General features: G+C 72.8%; 11 protein-coding genes. 7 read left to right on the top strand and 4 right to left on the bottom strand.

The features are described 5' to 3' along the window. The first annotated feature begins 155 nt into the window (after positions 1–155). The 6 genes from NR798_RS15440 to NR798_RS15415 all read left to right on the top strand — a co-directional run bounded on the left by NR798_RS15440 (position 156) and on the right by NR798_RS15415 (position 9,037). Positions 156–1,508, top strand: coding sequence for an SWIM zinc finger domain-containing protein (locus NR798_RS15440; protein ID WP_375772232.1), 1,353 nt, complete (start codon positions 156–158; stop codon positions 1,506–1,508). Next, positions 1,505–3,010, top strand: coding sequence for a DUF5691 domain-containing protein (locus NR798_RS15435; protein WP_375772231.1), 1,506 nt, complete (start codon positions 1,505–1,507; stop codon positions 3,008–3,010). Before NR798_RS15440 ends, NR798_RS15435 begins: the two co-directional genes overlap by 4 nt. Next, entirely contained in the window at positions 3,007–4,092 is a 1,086-nt protein-coding gene (locus NR798_RS15430) for an AAA family ATPase (RefSeq protein WP_375772230.1), read from the top strand. Before NR798_RS15435 ends, NR798_RS15430 begins: the two co-directional genes overlap by 4 nt. Continuing rightward, positions 4,089–6,356 carry a DUF5682 family protein gene (locus NR798_RS15425; protein WP_375772229.1) on the top strand — a complete coding sequence of 756 codons (2,268 nt, stop codon included), beginning with the start codon at positions 4,089–4,091 and terminating at the stop codon, positions 6,354–6,356. Before NR798_RS15430 ends, NR798_RS15425 begins: the two co-directional genes overlap by 4 nt. Next, positions 6,340–7,494, top strand: a complete 1,155-nt coding sequence (locus NR798_RS15420) for a VWA domain-containing protein (RefSeq protein WP_375772228.1) — start codon at positions 6,340–6,342, stop codon at positions 7,492–7,494. Before NR798_RS15425 ends, NR798_RS15420 begins: the two co-directional genes overlap by 17 nt. 157 nt (positions 7,495–7,651) lie before the next feature. Further along, the gene (locus NR798_RS15415; RefSeq protein ID WP_375772227.1) at positions 7,652–9,037 is read left to right on the top strand and encodes an aldehyde dehydrogenase family protein; all 1,386 of its coding nucleotides are present in this window, start codon (positions 7,652–7,654) and stop codon (positions 9,035–9,037) included. A gap of 22 nt (positions 9,038–9,059) precedes the next feature. Here NR798_RS15415 and NR798_RS15410 read toward each other — a convergent pair whose 3' ends face one another. The 3 genes from NR798_RS15410 to NR798_RS15400 all read right to left on the bottom strand — a co-directional run bounded on the left by NR798_RS15410 (position 9,060) and on the right by NR798_RS15400 (position 15,692). Then, entirely contained in the window at positions 9,060–11,456 is a 2,397-nt protein-coding gene (locus tag NR798_RS15410) for a YfhO family protein (RefSeq protein WP_375772226.1), read from the bottom strand. 61 nt (positions 11,457–11,517) lie between these two features. Next, positions 11,518–12,261 carry a helix-turn-helix domain-containing protein gene (locus NR798_RS15405; protein WP_375772225.1) on the bottom strand — a complete coding sequence of 248 codons (744 nt, stop codon included), beginning with the start codon at positions 12,259–12,261 and terminating at the stop codon, positions 11,518–11,520. 281 nt (positions 12,262–12,542) lie between these two features. Continuing rightward, positions 12,543–15,692, bottom strand: a complete 3,150-nt coding sequence (locus tag NR798_RS15400) for a tetratricopeptide repeat protein (protein ID WP_375772224.1) — start codon at positions 15,690–15,692, stop codon at positions 12,543–12,545. 154 nt (positions 15,693–15,846) lie between these two features. Here NR798_RS15400 and NR798_RS15395 point away from each other — a divergent pair, with 154 nt between their 5' ends. Next, a complete protein-coding gene (locus NR798_RS15395; protein ID WP_375772223.1) occupies positions 15,847–16,065 on the top strand; it encodes a hypothetical protein in 219 nt (72 codons plus the stop codon). A gap of 9 nt (positions 16,066–16,074) precedes the next feature. Here NR798_RS15395 and NR798_RS15390 read toward each other — a convergent pair whose 3' ends face one another. Beyond that, the gene (locus NR798_RS15390) at positions 16,075–20,124 is read right to left on the bottom strand and encodes a protein kinase (RefSeq protein ID WP_375772222.1); all 4,050 of its coding nucleotides are present in this window, start codon (positions 20,122–20,124) and stop codon (positions 16,075–16,077) included. Positions 20,125–20,135: the final 11 nt, after the last annotated feature.

The following is a 20,135-nucleotide window of genomic DNA, read 5'->3' as shown; positions in this document are numbered from 1 at the left end:
CGAAGAGTCGTAGCCGGAGTTTTCGTCAGTCTCGATGACAAGCCGGCCGAAGCGGAGCTGGCCCGGCGCGAGAAGCTCGCTTCCGAGGGGTAGCGCGTCGAGGCCGCTGAGGGCTCGCGGAGCATTCCCGTCTCCACCGGCGAAACGGAGACGCTATGCTCCCACGCCCCGACACCATGTCCGCCGCGCCCCTCACCGCAGAGCAGGCCCTCGCCCTCGCACCGGACACCTCGGTGGCGTCCGCCGGCCAGAAGCTGGCCACGGAGCGCTCGTGGCAGGGACTCGGCCGGGACGGACGCGCGGCCTGGGGCGAGTGCAAGGGCAGCGCCCTGTACCAGGTGCGCGTCGACCTCTCCGACCTCGCCACGAAGTGCACCTGTCCCAGCCGCAAGTTCCCCTGCAAACACGCCGTCGGACTCCTCCTGCTCGTCTCGGCGGAGCGGCTCCCCTCGGGCACTCCCCCGGAGTGGGTGGCCGATTGGCTCGGCAAGCGCTCCACCACCGCCGAGCGCAAGGCGAAGCGCGAGGCAGCCGGTCCCGAGGGCGCCGCTCCCGCCGACCCGGAGGCCAGGTCGAAGCGCACCACCGAGCGCCACACCCGCATCCAGCGGGGCCTGGAGGGCCTGTCCCTCTGGCTGGAGGACCTCGTGCGCAACGGCCTCGCCGGGCTGGAGGCGGAGACCGCCCTGTGGAACACCCAGGCGGCGCGGCTGGTGGACGCACAGGCCCCGGGGCTCGCCTCCCAGGTGCGTCAGCTCGCGGCACTCCCGGGCAGCGGCCCCGACTGGCCCCGGCGGATGCTGGACCGGCTCGGGCGGCTCGCGCTCGTCACCGAGGCCTGGAAGAAGCTGGACGAGCTCCCTCCCCTCCTCGCGGCGGACCTCCGCGCCCTGGTGGGCATCTCGCTGCGCGAGGAGGACGTCCTCGCCCAGGGCGAGCGCGTCACGGACTCCTGGGTCACCGTCGGCCAGGAGCTCGAGGACACGGAGCGCGTCCGCACCCAGCGGACGTACCTCCTGGGCGCCACCTCCGGACGCACGGCGCTCGTCCTGCAGTTCGCGGCCGGCCCGGGCGCGCGCTTCGCCGAGTCCTTCCTGCCCGGCACCGCGTTCCCCGCGGAGCTGGTGTACTGGCCCAGCGCCGCACCCCAGCGGGCCCTGGTCCACGAGCGCAAGGGCGAGGTCCGCCCCCATTCGGAGCCCCTGCCCTCCGTCACCCTCGAGGGGCTCTGCCAACTGTTCGCCAGCGAGCTGGCCCGCAACCCCTTCCGTGAGCGCACGGCGGCGATGCTCGGCGCGGTGGTGCCGGTGGTGGACGGTGGGCGGCGCTGGTGGCTCCGGGATGCCACGGGCGCGGCGATCCGCCTTGGTGCGTGCGACCGGTGGCGGCTGCTCGCGCTCTCGGGAGGCAGGCCCGTCGATCTCTTCGGTGAGTGGGACGGAGACGAGCTCCGGCCCCTGAGCGCCCGCGTGGAGGGACGCCTTCACCCGCTGGGAGGCCCGTCGTGAACGAGCTCGACACGCTGACACGCCTCGCCACGCTCGGGACCGCCCGCTCGCCAGCGCCCGACGCCCTGCCCGGTCTCGAGGGCCTGGTGCTCCGCGCGCTGGAGGGCCTGCCGGCGGAGAAGCGCCTCCTGCTCGCGGCCGGAGCGCGCGCGGTAGGCCGGGCCGCGGGGCGAACGCTTCCCGTGCTCGACGCCAGCGGTGACGTGGCCCCGCCCGACACGCTGGAGGTATGCCCGCCCCGCGTGAGCGCCGTCCTCACGGAGCTGCTCGTCTCCAACGATGGGGACGTGCTGCGCGAGGCCTTCGAGCGGATGACCCGCGCCCGCCGCCGCGTCCCGCCCGAGCTGCTCCCGCGCGTGTTCGGCCTCAAGGACCGTGCGGTGCGCGCGGCCGCGGAGCCGGTGCTCGGCGAGCGTGGCCCATGGCTCGCCCGTCAGAATCCCGAGTGGGGCCCCGCCACGGCTCCGGACGCCGGCACCGCCGAGGCCGAGCGCGTGTGGGCCGAGGGAGGACCCGAGGAGCGGCGCGCGGCGCTCACCCAGGCCCGGAGCAGCGACCCGGCGCGCGCCCGGACGTGGTTGCAGACCACCTGGGCGCAGGAGAAGGCCGAGCACCGGGCCCGGTTCCTGGCCTGCCTCGACGTGGGGCTTTCCCCAGAAGATGAGGCCCTGCTGGAGCTCGGCCGGAAGGACCGGGCGGCAGCGGTGCGCGAGGTTGCTCGCTACCTGTTGGCCAGGTTGCCCGGGTCGGCCTTCGCGCGGCGCATGGCCGAGCGGGCGCGAGCCGTGCTCCTCTGGGAGCAGCCCGGCACGCTGCGCGTCCACCTCCCGGACACGTGGGACGCCGAGGCCGAGCGCGACGGCCTGGACAAGCCCCCCGCGGGCGTCGGCCAGAGCGAGCACTGGCTCATCCGGCTCCTGGAGGCCGTGCCCCTTCGAGACTGGGAGGGCTGGTTCGAGGCCACCCCGGAGCAGCTCCTCGCCGCCGCCGCGCGAACGGACCACGGGGTGGCGCTCTCCGAGGGCTGGGCCCTCGCGCTCCGGCTGGGCACCTCCTCGCCCTGGGCCTCGGCCCTGCTCGCCTTCTGGTCCCGCTGTGAGTCCAAGGTACTCGACGCCGAGCGGGCCCAGATGCTGGCCGTCTCCGTGCTCGAGCAGCTCCCGCCCGACGAGCGCGCCGCACGCACCCTGCGCATCCTGGCCCGCGCCGAGTCCCTGCCCTCGCTCGACCGGGCGCTCCCGCTGGTGCCCGCGCCGTGGCCCGCGAAGCTCGGCTACGTATGGCTGCAGGCGATCCGCGAGCTGTATGACCCGAGCACCCGCGCCACGGCCCTCCTCGGAGCCCTCCGGCGGGCCGCCATCGCCCTGCCCCCCGAGTGCCTGGCGAACGCCACCGACCCCTACGAGCTGCCCCCACCGCTGTCCCGCTGGAGCCAGGAGCTGCACCGCTTCCAGCAGACCGTCTCGCTGCGCCGCATCCTGTACGAGGAGCTGAAACCGTGACCGCCACCGCCCTTCTCCGCCAGCACGCCGAACAGCAGTACGCCGAGGAGCTGGCCGAGCTCGCCAAGGCCGACGACCGTCCCAAGCCCGAGGGTTGGAAGCTCTCGCCCTGGGCCGTGCGCCTCTACCTGCTCGGCGGCCAGCTCCCGAGCGGCTTCAAGGTGGGCGCCAAGTACATCGGCAACGCGCGGCTGGTGGAGATCGCCGTGGCGACGCTCGCCACCGACCGGGCCCTGCTGCTCTACGGCGTCCCTGGCACCGCGAAATCCTGGCTGAGCGAGCACCTCGCGGCGGCCATCTGCGGGGACTCGACGCTGCTGGTGCAGGGCACCGCCGGCACGGACGAGGCCGCCCTGCGCTACGGGTGGAACTACGCGCGGCTGCTCGCCGAGGGCCCCTCGGACAAGGCGCTGGTGCCCAGCCCCGTGATGCGCGCCATGCGCGAGGGCAAGCTGGCGCGGCTGGAGGAGCTGACGCGCATGCCGGGCGAGGTGCAGGACGCCCTCATCACGCTGCTCAGCGAGAAGACGCTGCCCGTGCCGGAGCTGTCCTCCGAGGTCCAGGCCCGCGCCGGCTTCAACGTCATCGCCACGGCGAACAACCGGGACCGGGGCGTCAACGAGCTGTCGAGCGCCCTGCTGCGCCGCTTCAACACGGTGGTGCTGCCCGTGCCCGACACGCTGGAGCAGGAGGTGGAGATCGTCGAGAAGCGCGTGGCCGAGCTGGGCCAGTCGCTCGCGCTGCCCGCGGAGAAGCCCGCGCTGGAGGAGATCCGCCGGGTGGTCACCCTCTTCCGCGAGCTGCGGGGTGGCGCGACGGTGGACGGCGCGGCGAAGCTCAAGACACCCTCGGGCTCGCTGTCCACGGCGGAGATCATCTCGGTGGTGAATGGCGGCCTGGCCATGGCGGGCTACTACGGTGACGGCGTGCTACGGGCGCCGGACATGGCGGCGGGGCTGACGGGCGCCATCGTGAAGGATCCGGTGCAGGACCGGGTGGTGTGGCTGGAGTACCTGAAGACGGTGGTGAAGGAGCGCGAGGGCTGGAAGGACCTCTACCGCGCCTGCATGGAGGTGCTGTGAGCGCGGAGACGGGCGCGCCGGTGCACGTGCTCGGTGTGCGGCACCACGGCCCGGGCAGCGCGCGCAGCGTCCGGGACGCCCTGGAGCGGCTGCGGCCGGACGTCGTGCTCATCGAGGGCCCTCCCGAGGCGGACGGGCTCCTCCCGCTGGCGGCCCATGCGGAGATGAAGCCGCCCGTGGCGCTGCTCGTCTACGCCGTGGACAAGCCGGCCCAGGCCGTCTTCTACCCGTTCGCCGTCTTCTCTCCGGAGTGGCAGGCGATCCAGTACGCCGTGCAGCGCACCCTCCCGGTGCGGTTCATCGACCTCCCGCAGAGCCACCGGCTGGTGCCCGAGAAGGAGGAGGCGCCGGAAGGCGAGGACGCCGAGGAAGGCGAGGACGCCCAGGAGGACGCGCCCCCGCACCGGGGAGATCCGCTCGGGGCGCTCGCACGCGCGGCGGGCTACGAGGACGGGGAGCTGTGGTGGGACCACCTCATCGAGCGGCGCCGGGAAGCCGAGGGCGTGTTCGAAGCCGTGTTGGAAGCCATGACCGCCTTGCGCGAGGGCGAGGGCGAGCTGTCCCCGCATGAGGCCCGGCGCGAGGCGCACATGCGGCGGAGCATCCGTCAGGCGAAGAAGGACGGATTCCAGCGGATCGCCGTCGTGTGCGGCGCGTGGCACGCCCCGGCGCTCGTGCAACAGCGGCCCGCGCGCGAGGACGACGCCCTGCTGCGCGGACTGCCGAAGGCGAAGGTGGCCGCCACGTGGATTCCCTGGACGTATGACCGGCTCGGCTGGCGCAGCGGGTACGGCGCGGGCGTGGAGTCCCCGGGGTGGTACGCGCACCTGTGGCTCACGCCCCATCGCCCGGTGTCTTCCTGGGCGACGCGCATCGCGCACCTGCTCCGCGCCGAAGGGCTGGACGCCTCCTCCGCCAACGTCATCGAGACGGTGCGGCTCGCCGAGGCGCTCGCGGCCCTGCGGGGCCTGTCCTCCCCGGGACTCTCGGAGCTGCGCGACGCCTCGCTGGCGGTGCTGTGTGGGGGAGACCCGGCCCCGCTGGCGCTCGTCCACGAGAAGCTCGAGGTGGGCACCGGGCTGGGCGAGGTCCCCTCCGAGGTGCCCTCGGTCCCGCTCGCGAGAGACCTCGCCGCGCGGCAGAAGTCGCTGCGCCTGCCGCCCTCCTCCGAGAGCAAGCTCCAGGAGTTGGATCTGCGCAAGGACCTGGACAGGGAGCGGAGCCGGCTGTTGCACCGCCTGCGGCTGCTGGACATCGCCTGGGGCACGCCGGAGGAAGATCCCCGGAGCTCGACGGGCACCTTCCGGGAGACGTGGCGCCTGAAGTGGGAGCCGGAGCTGGCGGTCCGCGTCGTCGAGGCGAGTCTCTTCGGGAACACGGTGGAGTCGGCGGCCACGGGGCGTGTGGTGGCGCGGGCCTCCGAGGCGGCCGAGCTCGGCACGCTGACGGCCCTGCTCGATGCGTCCCTGCTCGCGGAGCTGCCTGGCGCCATCGACGTCGTGCTGCGCCACGTGCAGGCACTCTCGACGCGCTCGGCGGATGTTCCGAAGCTGATGGAGGCGTTCCCGGCGCTGGCACACGCGGTCCGCTACGGCAGCGTGCGCGAGACCCCGACCGGCCCCATCATCGCCATCGCCGACGGGCTGTTCGAGCGCATCCTCATCGGGCTGCCCGGCGCGTGCGTCTCGCTGGATGACGAGGCCGCGCACCAGCGCCGCGACCAGTTGCGCGCCATGCATGCCGCGGTGGCGCTGTTGGAGGGGGCGGAGCGCGGCGAGGAGTGGGCGGAGGCCCTGGGGCAGCTCGTGCACCGGGATGCCGTTCACGGGCTCGTGCGAGGGGCGGCGCTCCGGCTGCGCGTGGAGTTCGGGAAGGTCCAGGACGAGGAGCTGGGCACCCTCTCCCGGAGGGCACTGTCCCCGGCCGTGCCTCCCGCCGAGGCGGCGGCGTGGCTGGAGGGGCTCGTGTCGGGGAGCGCGCTGCTCCTGCTCCACCGGCAGGAGCTCTGGGCGGCGCTGGACGGGTGGCTCTCGGGCCTCACGCGGGAGTCCTTCGTCGAGCACCTGCCCCTGGTGCGGCGTGCGTTCGCCGACTTCAGCACCTCCGAGCGGCGCGCCATGGCGGAGCGGGTGAAGCAGCTCTCCTCCGCCACGGCGCGAGGAGGCGCGAAGGAGCTCATGGAGGAGCTGGATCCACAGCGGGTGGCGCGGGTGCTGCCGGTGCTGTCCACCATCCTGGGGGTGCGCCTTGGCGAAGCCGGTTGAAGAGGAGCGGCTGGAGCGCTGGCGGCTCGTCCTGGGCGAGCCCGCGCAGCCGGCGCTGGGCGTGTCACTCGGGGAGACCGAGCTGCGCATGGACCGGGCCCTGTCGGCGCTGTACGACTCCGAGCGCAAGGCGGGCCTGGGAGGCTCGTCGCCGCACGTGACGCGCTGGCTGGGAGACATCCGCGAGTACTTCCCCGCCTCGGTCGTGCGCGTCATGCAGGGCGACGCGATGACGCGGCTCGGGCTCACGGAGATGCTGCTCCAGCCGGAGATGCTGGAGGCGGTGGAGCCGGACGTGCAGCTGGTGGCGACGCTGCTGTCGCTGCGCAAGGTGATTCCCCAGAAGACGAAGGAGACGGCGCGCAAGGTGGTGCGCAAGGTGGTCGAGGAGCTGGAGCGGCGCCTGCGGGCCCCGACGGAGCGGGCCGTGAGGGGGGCGCTGTCGAGATCCTCGCGCACGCGCCGGCCGAGGGCCGCGGAGATCGACTGGGACCGGACGCTGCGGGCCAACCTGGGCAACTACCAGCCGGAGCGCAAGTCGGTGGTGGTGGACAAGCTGGTGGGGCACGGGCGCAGACGCTCGAGCCTGCGAGACGTGGTGCTGTGCATCGACCAGAGCGGCTCCATGGCGCCCTCGGTCGTCTACTCGAGCATCTTCGGGGCGGTGCTGGCGTCTCTGCGCGCGGTGTCCACGCGGATGGTGCTCTTCGACACCGCGGTGGTGGACCTGAGCGAGCAGCTGTCGGATCCGGTGGATCTGCTGTTCGGCACGCAGTTGGGAGGCGGCACGGACATCGACCGGGCGCTCGCGTACTGCCAGCAGCTCGTCACCCGGCCGGCGCAGACGATCCTCGTGCTCGTCACGGACCTGTACGAGGGAGGCAACGCGCAGCGGATGCTCCAGCGGGCCGCGGAGCTGGTGCGCAGCGGCGTGGTGGTCATCTGCCTGCTGTCCCTGAGCGACCAGGGAACGCCGTCCTATGACAGCCACCACGCCGCGCAGTTCGCGGCCCTGGGCATCCCCACCTTCGCCTGCACGCCGGACCAGTTCCCGGAGCTGATGGCGGCGGCCCTCCAGCGGCAGAACATCGGCGCCTGGGCGGCGCGCAACGACATCCAGCTCGCGCGCCAGGAGTGAAACCGCCTGGCCGAGGGCACGGCTCTTCACCAGTCAACAGAAGGAGCCACGTTCGGAGGAGAGGCGCCCCCCCGCCTCCGGCTGGCTCGTCGCCCGGCGAACGAGAGCCGGCCCGTGGCTTGGGCGGGGCCTTGCCAGCATCCTTACCTTGCCGGCCATGACCACCCTGACTGTCGACAATCCGTACACTGGCGACGTCGCCTGCTCCGTCCCGCTCGCGGACGAGGCGGCCGTCAACACCGTCCTCGACCAGGCCCGCGCCGCCGCCAGGGCCGCCCGCGCGAGCCGTCTCTCCGAGCGCAAGGTGTGGTGCGAGCGCATGGTCGCCGCCATGGAGGCGCGCGCCAACGACATCGCCCTCGATATCTCCCGGATGATGGGCAAGCCGCTCGGGCAGGCACGCGGCGAGATTCGCGGAATGGCCGAGCGCGCCCGCTACATGATCTCCATCGCGGACACGGCGCTGGCGGACCTCGTGCTGCCGGACAAGGCGGGCTTCGAGCGGCGCATTGTCAAGGAGCCGCTGGGGGTGGTGCTGGACCTTCCCGCCTGGAACTACCCGCTGCTCACGGCGGTGAACGTGGTGGTCCCGGCGGTGCTGGCGGGCAACGCGGTGGTGGTGAAGCACTCGCCGCGCTCGCCGCTGTGCGGGGAGCACTTCGCCCGAGCCTTCGCCGAGGCCGGTGCGCCCCCGCACCTCGTCCAGGCGCTGCACTGCGACCACCCCACCAGTGAGCGCATGATGGGAGATGCGCGCGTGGACCATGTCGTGTTCACCGGCTCGGTGTACGGCGGCCAGCGGCTCGTCCAGGCGGCCTCCAAGCGCTTCCTCCACATGGGCCTGGAGCTGGGCGGGAATGACCCGGCCTACGTGGCGCCGGACTGCGATTTCGACAAGACGGTGGAGAACGTGGTGGACGGCGCCATGTACAACGCCGGGCAGAGCTGCTGCGCGGTGGAACGCGTCTACGTGCACCGCTCCCTCTACAAGCGCTTCCTCGAGGCCTGTGAGGTGCTGGTGCGGGGTTATGTGCTCGGCGATCCACTGAATGACAAGACGACCCTGGGGCCCATCGCCCAGCCGAACCACCCGGCCGAGCTGGAGCAACTGGTGGAGGACGCCCGGCGCAAGGGCGCCCGCGTGGTGGCCGGCGGCAAGCGGACGCAGGTGGACGGCCGGGGCCGCTTCTTCGAGGCCACGCTGCTCGCCGACCTGGACCACTCGATGCGGCTGATGAAGCAGGAGTCCTTCGGGCCCCTGCTGCCCATCGCGCCGGTGGATTCGGACGAGGAGGCGCTCGCGAAGATGAACGACTCGGAGCTGGGCCTGACGGCCAGCGTGTGGACGAAGGACCGCGAGCGCGCTGCCCGCTTCGCCGCCCAGCTCGAGTGCGGCACCGTCTACATGAACCGCTGCGACTCGGTGGATCCGGCGCTGCCGTGGGTGGGCGTGAAGAACTCGGGGCGGGGGCACAGCCTGAGCGCGCTCGGGTTCGACCAGCTCACCCGGCCAAAGTCCATCCACTTCCGGCTGTCGTTCTAGTCCGGAAAGCGGGCGGAAAGGTCTAGCTCCCAGCGGCGACCGCGGAGCCCGCGCGGGCGCGCCTTCGTTCCCACAAGGCCAATCCCCCCAGCCCCAACAGCCCGAGTCCCGTGAGGGCCAACCCCGAGCGTGCTCCCGGGGTGCGGTAGGTGAAGACGACACGGTGCCGCCCCTCGCCCAGGCGAACCCCGCGCACCGCCAGGTTGGCCCGCAGCACCTCCGCCGGGGCCTCGTCCACCGTGGCGCTCCAGCCCGTGTACCACGCGTCGTTGAGCACCAGCAGGGCGCCCGCGTTCGCCTCCACCTCCAGCGCCACCCGCTCCGGCTCGTACGCGAGCACGCGCACACTCCCGAGCGGCTCGGAACCGGAGGGGGCGGGGACTTCTCGCGCGCACTCGACGGTGGCCTCCAGGCCGGGCCGGAAGTCCTCCGCCAGCAGCCGGCGCCAGGCCGCGTCCGCATCCGCCACGCAGTGCTCCCGCGTCAGGTAGGCCCGGGGCAGCGCCTCCTGCGCCTCCAGCAGCACCAGGGACAGCTCCGGGTGCCGCGACAACAGCCGGTACCCGCTCCCCCCCAGCCGCTCGAAGTCCTTCTCCGGGAGGCTCACGAACCGCACCCCATAGAGCGGCCCCAGCCGCCCCAACCACCGGCTCATCCGCTTTTCCGGCGGGAGCACGTACCTGCTCACCGCCGGCAGGTAGGCGTTGGCGCCCTCCAGCCCCGCCAGCGCCGGCGTCACCGGCTGCAGCGAGGTGAGCGTCTGCAGCGCCGTCACATCCGCCTCGCGCAACCCCGGGGGCCGCACCCCGGCGGACATGTCCCCCGCCAGCACACGCCCCCCGCCCAGGCCCGTGCCGCCCTGGCGCTCGCGGATGAGCTGGACGAAGGCCGTGGGCTGCTCGAGCACCTCGGGCATGGTGAGCTGGTACACCGCGCCGTTGGCCGCGAGCAGCCCCAGCCCCTGCACCGCCCCCACCAGCAGCAGGCGCCTGGAGGCCGTGCGCACCCGGGTGAGCGCCACCCACGCCACGCCCAGCCCCACGGCCGTGGCCAGCGTGCCCTGGATGAAGCGGCCGCCCAACCGGGCCCGGAGCTCCTCCGGCATGGGCCGCGCCGACACCCACCCGAGCACCCCCTCGGACCAGCCGTGCCAGAACACCTCGAGCCCCACCGCCACCAGGCACGCGGCCCCCAGGGCGAGCAGTACCCGGCCAAAGCGCTGGCGGCGGGCCTCGTCCGCTTCGAGCGCCTCCAGCCCGAGCGCCGCGGCCACCGAGAGGATGAGCAGCAGCCAGGGCAGCAGCTTCTCCGGGTAGCGGAAGGGACGCCAGAGCGGCACCCACTCGAAGACGCGGGCGTACAGCCCACCGAAGCGCCCCAGCGCCATCACCAGGAAGGCCCCGGCCACCGCCGCGATGAGCCAGGCCCGTGCGCCGCGGCGGTGCACCCCGAGCGTCAGCGCCGCCAGCGCCACGGGCAGCAACCCGAAGTACACCGAGTCGCTCCACACATTGCCCATCTCCGACTTGAGGAGGTACTCGGCGACGCCGCGCGACAGGAGCATGCCCTCGTCACCGAGGAAGAGGGGCCCGAGCAGCAGCTCGGCCAAGCGCACCGGGTGCAGCGAGTAGCGCAGGGCCACGTCCACGGTGTTGGCCCCCGGGCGGGCCTGGGAGAGCACATGCAGCGCGGGCAGCAACTGCGCGGCGCCGAGCAGCGCGGTGGCGCCCAGCAGCCCCCCCGTCACCGCCAGCCGGCGGCCCAGGCGCGAGCCATCCGCCCGGATCAGCCCGAGCAGCAGCACCAGCGTGCAGCACACGGCGAAGGCCTGGCTGTCCCCGGCGAAGAGCACGAGCGCGCACAGGAGCGCGGCCAGCCCGAGCCGCCCGGCCGAGGGGCCGCGGAAGGCGCGCTCGGCGGCCCACAGCGCCCAGGGCGTAGTGCTGGCCGCCATGAGGTAGAGCAGGTTGTTGGTGAGGGACACCTGGTAGCCGCAGAAGCCAAAGCCGAGCGCGGCGAAGAGGGCGGCCAGGCGGCGGGCTCCCCACAGCCGCGCGCAGGCATACGCCCCGGCCGCGGCCAGCGGGTAACAGGCGAGCACGTTGAGCTCGAGCGCCAGCCCCGGCCGCAGCAGCAGGTAGAGCAGGTTCGAGGGGTGGAAGACGCCGGAGATGACCATGCCGGTGAAGGGCTGGCCCAGGCCGTCGTAGGGGTACCAGTCGGGGTACTCCAGCCGCGAGAGCCGCTCGGCCCAGTACTGGCGCAACGGGTAGTAGACGCGCAGCAGGTCGCGCGAGGCGAAGATGTCTGGAGAGAGCAGGACCCGGTGGAAGAAGACGCCCGTGAAGGCGGCCAGCCCCAAACCGAGCCGCAGGGGCCACGAGCGCAGCACCCCTTCCCACGGTGGACCTTTTTTCACGGCACCATCTTCCGCGCCGCCGGGGAGGCGTGTCCACAAAACCCGGGGTGGGCTCGAGCGCCTAGCCGACCGTCTCCGCGTACGTCATCACCAGGTACATCACCGCTTCGGTGTTGCCCGGGTTGCGGTAGACATGCGCCACGTCCGCCTCGAAGAGGATGGCGTCACCCGTGGCCAGCACGTGGTGCTCGTCGCCGCGGTCGATCTCCACCGTCCCCGCCGTCACCACCAGGTTCTCCATCGTCCCCGGAGGGTGCGCGTCCGCCCGCTCCTCGGCGTGCGCGGCCAGCCGCAGCTCGTAGAACTCCACGCGCCGGGGCTCGTCGAACGGGAAGAGCGCGCGCGAGCTGAAGCTCCCATCATGGGAGGCCAGCCGCTTGGACTGCGCGGTGCGCATCAACCGCGTGCCGCTCTGGGCCGTGGTGCTGATCAACGCCGAGAACGGGATGCCCAGCGCCCGGGCAATCTTCCAGATGACGTTGATGGTGGGCGCGCTCTGGCCCAGCTCGATCTGCCCGAGCATGGCCCGGCTCACCCCGGACGCCTTGGCGAGCCGCTCCAGGGACAGGCCCCGCTGGGTGCGCAGCCGGCGCAGGTTGCGCCCGACGATGGGCGCCAGGTCCGTCGACGCGTCCGCGTGCGCCACCTCGTAGGCCCACTCCTCCTCGGAGGACGGGGCCTCGGACGCGGGAGCCTCCGCCTTCTTGGCCCCCTGCTCCTTCTTCTTGGCCCTGCCCTTCGCGGCGGGGGCCGTCGCGTCTGTGTCCTCCGCCGTGGGAGGGGTGTTTTCCCGGACCGATTTCACGTGGGCCAGACCATGACCCACACCCACACCGGCGTCCAGAGGCTCATGGGGGCGGGCGACCGAGTCGACGAAGGCCTGGACTCACGCCGCTTCCGGAACTCATCGAGATTGATCACTTCGGCAGCCGAACTCATGACAGAGGGTCTCTCCGATAGCGGAACCATGTCCGCCGTAACGGACGAACGCAATATCCGTTTTAACGGACGTCCTGTCAATGTCACGGCCCCGCCAGGAGGCCAGTCAGGCCCAGCGGGCGCCTGGAGCGCCTCCCTGGGCGTCTTCTAGGGGCCCCCGTGCGAGGCCAGCCACGCCGTCACCTGGGCGGCCTCGGGAGCCTTGTGCGCCTGGAGGAGGGCCTCGTGCGCCCGGGTGGCCAGCTCCCGTGCCCGCTCGCGGCCCGTGCCCGCCTCCCAGAGGGTCCGTGCCAGGAGGAAGCGGACGTCCGCCGCCGTCTCCGGAGCGATGCGCGGGGAGCCCGCCAGCGCCACCGCCCGCTCCAGCGACGCCACTGCCTGGGCCGGAGCGTTCAGCGCCACCTGGCACCGGCCCAGCCCCACCAGCGCAGCGAAGAGAGCCGGGTGCCCCGGCGGGTTGTCCTTCTCCTGGATGGCGAGGGCCCGCTGGTACTGCGCGAGGGCCTGCTTGTGCTGCCCACCCTCCAGCTGCCAGGCCGCCAGTCCTTCCAGCGCGGACGCGGCCTCGGGCGACTCCGGGCCCATCTCCTTCTCCGCCAGGGCGAGCGCGCGCTGGAGGTGGGGAAGGGCCTCGGCGCGGCGGCCTCGCGCCCGCAGGGCCTCGGCGAGGTCCACCAGGGCGGAGACGACGTCGGGGGCATAGGGCTCCTCGAGCGACTCCGCCAGACGCAGCGACTGCTGGTAGCGCTCCAGCGCCTCGGCCTTCCTGCCCAGGCCCTCCAGCGCGTGCCCTACCCGCCTCAGGCTGGCCGGCAGCTCCGTGTGCCTGGGCCCGAAGACCTTGGTGCGGATGGCCAGGCCCCGCTCGGCCACGGCGAGGCACTCGGCGTACTGGCGCAGCTCGCAGTAGCTGTCGCCCATGGAGTTGAGCGTCGCGGCCACCTCCGGGTGCTCCGGCCCCAGCCCCGCTTCGCGTGCCACCAGGGCGCCCTGGAAGTAGCGCAGGGCCGCCGCGTCATCCGCGAGGCTCTGCGACAGGCGCCCCAGGTTGTGCAACGCATTGCCCGTCTCCGGATGCGTGGGGCCCAGCGCCTTCTCGTAGATGGCCTGTGACTGCACGAGCTGCTGGCGCGCCTCCTCGAAGCGGTTCAGCTTGGTGAGCGCGGCGCCCAGGTTGTTGAAGCCCGCCGCCACCTCCGGGTGCTCGGCCGGGTAGACCTTCTGGCGCAGCGCCACCACCCGGCGGAAGTGCTCCAACGACTCGTCCATCTTGTCCTCGCGCAGGAGGATGGCCCCCAGCGCGTTGGTGACGAAGGCCTCGATGCGGTCATCCCCGCCCATGCGCTCGAGCACCGCACGGGTGTGCTCGGCCCACTCGCGGCCCTGCTCGAACTCCGCCTGGAGCATCCCCGAGCGCACCAGCCGGGCCGAGGCCGAGGCGATGACCTCGTCGTGGCGGCCGGCCTCCGCGGCCCAGACCGCCTGCCGCAGCGAGGCCTCGGAAGCCGCCAGCTCCCCGGCCTTCTCCTCCAGGGCGCCGCGCAGCTCGAGCACCTCGGCCTGCAGGGGACGGTAGCGCGGGGCCTCGGCCTCCTGGGCGAGCGTCCGGATGCGCTCCAGCGCGGGCTTGAACTGGCCGCTGTCGAAGAGGGCCCGCGCCTCGGCGAGCCGCAGCCGCAGTTGCTCCACCTTCTCGCGGGTGGCGGGGTCCTCCGGCGGGCGGACGGTGGCGCGCAGGGCCTCGACGTTGGCGCACCCATCCAGCGGGGGCAGCGCGTGGGCGGCCTTCGCGGCATGGTCTACCAGCGCGGCGTTGGCGTGCGAGTAGACGTCCGTGAGGGCCTGGAGCGCGTGCAGCCGCCGCTCCAGACAGGCCATGCGCAGCGAGAGCACCTCGTCGGACTGCTCGCCGCGCACACGCGTGGCCTCGCAGGCCTCGGCGTGCATGGACACCCAGCCCTGGGAGTAGCTGTCCAGCACCTGCGCCGTGCGCGTCCAGGACTCGTCCGCGTTGGGCTTGCCGGTGGCGCGGAAGGCCTGTCCGAGCGTCTCCTTGCGCGCCGTGTCCCACAGCCCCTCCAGGTGGCGGGCACCACCGCGGCAGGGCTGCTCGGCCGCGTTGTGGATCTGCAGCGGCAGCCCCACGCCCAGCGAGAGCAGCAACAGGCCGCCGGCCACCATCCAGTGGCGCTGGCGCATGGGCAGCGTCTGGCCGAGCGCCTCGAGCAGGGCCTCCATGGAGGGGAAGCGCTGCTCGGGCTTGGGGTCCAACCCGCGCAGGACGAGCCGCCGCAGGCTGGCGGGCACCCCGGCGTCCCGGGGCGGCTCCGGGGTGCGCCAGGTGGAGGGCGGGCCCGGAGTCCGGCCATGGGGCCGCTCGCCGTAGAGGGCCTCGTAGAGGGCCACGCAGTAGCTGAACTGGTCCGAGCGCGCGTCGAGGACGCCCCCGCTGTAGAGCTCCGGCGCCATGTAGGCCGGCGTGCCGATGACGAGGCCCGCCCGGGTGAGGGGCGTGTCCAGCGGCGAGCCACTGCGCTCGGACAGGGGCAGCACCGAGGGCGGCGGCATGGGCTCCAGGGTGGCCGACGCCTGGCGGGCGAGGCCGAAGTCCAGCACGCGCACCCGCCCGTCCTTGCCCAGCAGCACGTTGTCCGGCTTGAAGTCGCGGTGCACCAGCCCCGCCGCATGCGCGGCCGCGAGCCCCCGTCCGGCGGCGGTGAACACCTCCACCACCTCGCGCCAGGAGCGCGGCCCCTGCTTGAGCCAGTCGCGCAGCGAGGGCCCGTCCACCAGCTCCATGGCGAGGAAGACGCGCTCGCCCCACGTCCCCACGTCGAAGATGGAGATGACGTGGGGGTGGGCCAGCCGCGCCAGGGCCTGGGCCTCGCGCATCAGGCGGACCTGGCCGCCGGTCTTCTCCACCTGGTCCGAGCCCGGGTGCAGCAGCTTGAGGGCGAGCTTACGATCCAGCTCGGGGTCATACGCGGCGTACACCACGCCCATGCCGCCGGCCCCGAGCTTCTCGAGCACCATGTAGCGGCCCACCGTGGCGCCGCGAGGGAGCACCTCCTCGGGAGGGGTCTCGGCCAGGGGCGCCGGCGAGGCCACCACGTTGGTGGGGACGTCCTCGGACGAGGCGAGGGTGCCACTGCGCACCAGCAGCAGGCTGCACGAGGGGCAATTCTCCGCATGCGCGAGCAGCCGCGCGACCTCCGCCTCGGGAAACCGTCCCGACAAGGCCTCACGTACGGCGCCTTCCTCGGGGCAGATGCTGTCGTCGATCGGGCTGTCGGCCATTCGCTCTTCCCTATGTGCGCCCACATTCTGACCCGAGGCATGGAGGAATGGCCACCCCGGAAGCACGGGAAGACGGGCCAGCCCCGTATGCGGAAGGAGCTGGCACGCCCACCAGGGGAGCTGACGTAGGCTGGCGGGCCCGGAGACGACGCGAGTGCCTGGAGATCCACGCGACCACATCCCCGACGTGCGAGACGGCCTCACGCGGGCCGAGCGCATCATCCTGCACACGCTGCACGAGTTGGAGCGCGAGCGCGGGGGCCGCTCGGTGCCGACGGCCATGCTCTACGGGTACGTCGTCGAGCGGCTGGACATCGGCCCCGACGAGTTCCAGGACATCCTCACGCGGCTGGTGGGACGCCGGGTGCCGTGAGCGCCGGCCTCACGAGTACGGGAGTGACTCGTCGGGCCGCGGCTCCGGCCGCTCGAGCCACCGCCCCCACTCCGTCAGGACCCGCCGCGCGTAGATGCGCGCGCCCTGCCCGCGTGCGCTCTGGAGGACCCGGAGGAACGCCTCGCGGGCTTCCGGTGCCCGGCCCCGCAACACCAGGAGCTGGGCGCGAACCAGGTGCGCATAGGCCTCGAAGCTCGTCTCGCCCGCGCGCAGCTTCTCGGGCGCCAGCGCGTGCTCGATGGCAGCCAGTCCCTCCTCCGCCCGCCCCAGCTTCAGGTAGATGTCCGCGAGCATGGCGGAGTTGTGCAGGGTGCCGATCACGAAGCCCGAGCGCTTCCACTCCTCGAGCGCCCCCTGCATGAGCGCCAGTCCTTCCTCGGCCTGCCCCAGCTCGGCCAGGGCCCAGCTCTTCAAGAGGGTGGACCACCACAACCAGAGCCGGAACCGGTGCTCGCCCGCGAGCGCGATGCCCTGCTCCGCCCACTCCAGGGTTCTCCGGGGCTCGCGGCGGATGTGCGCGCCAACGGCCGCGTAGGTGAGCACGACGGCATGCGAGTGGGGATGGCCCAGCTTCCGCGCCAGCTCCAGCGCCTCCTGGGCATGGCTCCGGGCCACCTCCAGCTCGTCGAGCACCGAATGGACGACGGAGCTGAAGACGAGGGCCGTCGCGCGCGGGCTCATCACCCTCTTCAGGGCGAGTGCCCGGTGGTGCTCGAGCGAGGGCTCCTCGGAGTGCGCCAGGGCCTGCTCGATATGCGCCAGCGCCGTGGGCATGTCGCCCCAGGTGAAGTAGTCCACGGCCTGCGCCCGGTGCCCCGCCACCAGCAGCTCCCGGTTGGAGTAGCGCCGGCCCAGGTTCACCAGCAGCTCGTTGATCTCATGCGCCTCCTGAAACTTCATCTGGGTGAAGTAGTAGGCGGAGACACCCCAATACGGGAGCTCGATCAGGGCCGGGCTCTCGCCCATCTCGTGCAGGAGCTCCCGGACGCGCGCATACAGCCGGGCCACCTCGGGCGACTGGTAGCCCTGCACCTGCACCAGCGGGAGACCCAGGGCGAGCAGCAGCTGCAGCTCCTCGAGGAGGAGCGACGCGGCATCCGGCAGGCTCCGCAGCAGCTTCAGCGCCTGGGTGAGGTGGCTCACCGCCTCCTGATTCGCGTAGCGCCGGCTGGCGTGGAGGCCCGCCTGCTTCCAGGCGCGGATGGCCGGCTTCACCTCCCCAGCCTCCGTATAATGATGGGCGAGCAGCTCGGGCCGGCCCTCCACCATGGCGGGGAAATGCTCCACCAGGGCGAGCGCGATGCGCCGGTGGTGCTCGCGCCGCACCCCACGCGTCTGCGACTGGTACGCCGCCTCCTGGATGAGCGCGTGCCGGAACTGGTAGCTGGGCCCGGAGCCCTCGTCGTAGCGCTGCAGCAAGCCCGCCGCCACCAGCCCGGCCAGGTCCCTGCGCAACTCGGCCTCGCGCAGGCCCGTCACGGTGACGAGCACCTCGCGCGTGAAGCCACGTCCCAGCACGGCGCACCACCACGCCAGCTCCTTCTGGCGGCGCGGGAGCGTGTCCAGCCGGGCCAGCAGCAGTTCCTGCAGGGTGACGGGAATGGACGCCGCCGCTCCGCCCTCCAGCAGCATGCGCGTCATCTCCTCGGCGAACAGGGGGATGCCGTCCGTGCGGGCCACGAGCTGCTCCAGCACCTCCTCGGGCAGCGCCCGGCCCCGCGTCATCTCCTTCACCAGCCGCGCGGTGCTCTCCGCCGGCATCCGCTCCAGCGAGAGCCGGTGCAGCCCGGACCGCGGGGGCCAGGGCGGGCGGAACTCGGGCCGGGCGCTGAGGACGCCGAGCACACGCGTCCTCCCCATCCGCTCCATCAAGGAGCCCAGCATCCGCAGCGTGGAGGGGTCGGCCCAATGCAGATCCTCCACCACCAGGAGCACCGGGTGCACCGCGGCCACGCGCAGCAGCAGCGTGCCCAGCGCGTCCAGCAGCTCCTCCATCTGCCGCTCCGGCGTGAGCCGCAGGTGCGCGGGCGTCTCCTCCACCGGCAGGGACAGCAGTGCGCCCAGCTGGCGCACCTGCTCGGGCTTCAGCTCCCAGGGGGCCAGCCACTCCTCCAGCACGCGCAGGTTCTCCCGCGCATCCCGCTCCGGAGAGAGCCACAGCCGCTGCAACGCGTCGATGAGGGGATGGAAGGCGCTGGTGGAGAACTGGGACCAGCACTGCAGCCGCAGCGTCAGCGCCTGCTCCCGGCCCATGCGCTCGCGCAGCTCCTGGATGATCCGGGACTTGCCCATGCCCGCCTCGCCCGAGAGCAACACGAAGCCCCCCTCCCCCGCCCGGGCCCGGGCCCAGAGGGCGAGCAGCTCCTCTACCTCCCGCTCCCGCCCCACCAGCGGGGTGAGCCCACCGCCCACCGCCAGCGTCCGATCGAACCGGGACACCGTCCGGCGCACGCCCAGCACGCGGAACACCCGGACGCTGCGCACGCCCTCGTAGAAGCGGGGACCGAGCGGCTCCGTCTCGAAGGCGCGCTGCACCAGGGCATGGGACTCGTGGCTGAGCACCACCTCGTCGGGCCCGGCCTGGAGCGCCAGCCAGGCCGCCACCTTCGGCGCTTCCCCCTGGATGCCGGGCGTGCGCCCCCGCAGCTCCTGGGGCAGATCGTCCAACATCACCATGCTGGTGTGGATGCCCACCTGGACTTTCAGCTCCAGCCGGTCCTGCCACGGCAGCCGCTCCCCGAGTGCCTCGCGGATGGAGGGCACCAGCATCATGCCCGCGTGCACGGCGCGCTCCGAGTCCCCCTCGCGCGCCACCGGGTAGCCGAAGCACGCCAACGCCTCGTCGCCCATGCACAGGGTGACGAAGCCCCCGTGCTGCTGGATGACCTTGGAGAAGCCGCGATGGAAGGCCGCCTCCCACTCGCCGAAGTCCTCGGCGTCCATTCCCCCCGCGAGGCTGGCGAGCCCCTCGAGCTTGCACGCCACCAACGTCACCTGCCGCCGCTGGGGCGCCACGTTGCGCGGCTGCTTGCGCCCGGGACGCAGGTGCTCCTCCAGCTCGCGCAGCTCGTCCTTCAGCTCGGCCGCGGAGAGCAGCCGCCGGGCAGGATCCTTCGCCAACATCACGGCCAGCAGCGACTCCAGCTCCCAGGGCAGCTCCGGGTGGCGCTCGCGCAACAGGGGCACCGGCTCGGGGGACAGCACCCGGGCCCGCAGCTCCTCCAGGTTCGCCGTCAGGTAGGGGAGCTCCCCGGTGAGCATCTCGTAGAGCAGCACGCCCGCGGCCCAGAGGTCGGTGCGCTCGTCCAACGCCTCGCCCCGCCACTGCTCCGGCGCCATGTAGGGCGGCGTGCCCGCCATGGGCAGCCGCGGCGCCAGCGCGGTGGTCGGGTCCAGCAGGTACGCCAGCCCGAAGTCGAGCAGCTTCACCACGCCCTTGCGGGTGATGATGACGTTGCTCGGCTTGAGATCGCGGTGGACGATGTGGTGCTCGTGGGCGTGCGCCAGCCCCGCGGCCACGGACATCATGATCTCCAGCGTGCGCCGCAGCCCGGGCCGCTCGCGCTGCATCACATGGGCGAGCGACTCGCCCTCCAGGCGCTCCATCACCAGGAAGGGAATGCGAGGCTCGGACGGGCGCCCGGTCCACTCGGCGACATCGAAGATGCGGACGATGTTCTCGTGATCCAACCGGGCGATGGCCCGCGCCTCCGCCAGCGCCAGGCCCGCCAGCTCCTCGCGCGGCACGAGGAACTTGAGGGCCACCTCCCGCCGCAGCTGCTCGTCCCAGGCACTGAGGACCCAGCCCATGGCGCCCGCGCCCAGCTCCTCGAGGAGCTTGAACCGGCGCCCATCCTGGCCCCCCAGGCGCTCTCCGGGCATGGGCCTGCGCAAGGGCACGGGCACATGGGCTACTTCCCGGAGGAAGGAGTCGTCCAGGTCCGACTCCCCGGACAGCCCCTCCAGGAACTCATCAGGCCGAGAGGCCGATCGTTGCCAGCCGATGGGCCTGTCAGCAGTCTCATCGCCATCTTGCATGGCATTCTCCC

The sequence above is a fragment of the Archangium gephyra genome, from assembly GCF_042230915.1.
Lineage (GTDB): Bacteria > Myxococcota > Myxococcia > Myxococcales > Myxococcaceae > Archangium > Archangium gephyra_B.
Note: the sequence above shows the minus strand (reverse complement) of the source record. Positions and strands in the feature narration are given on the sequence as shown.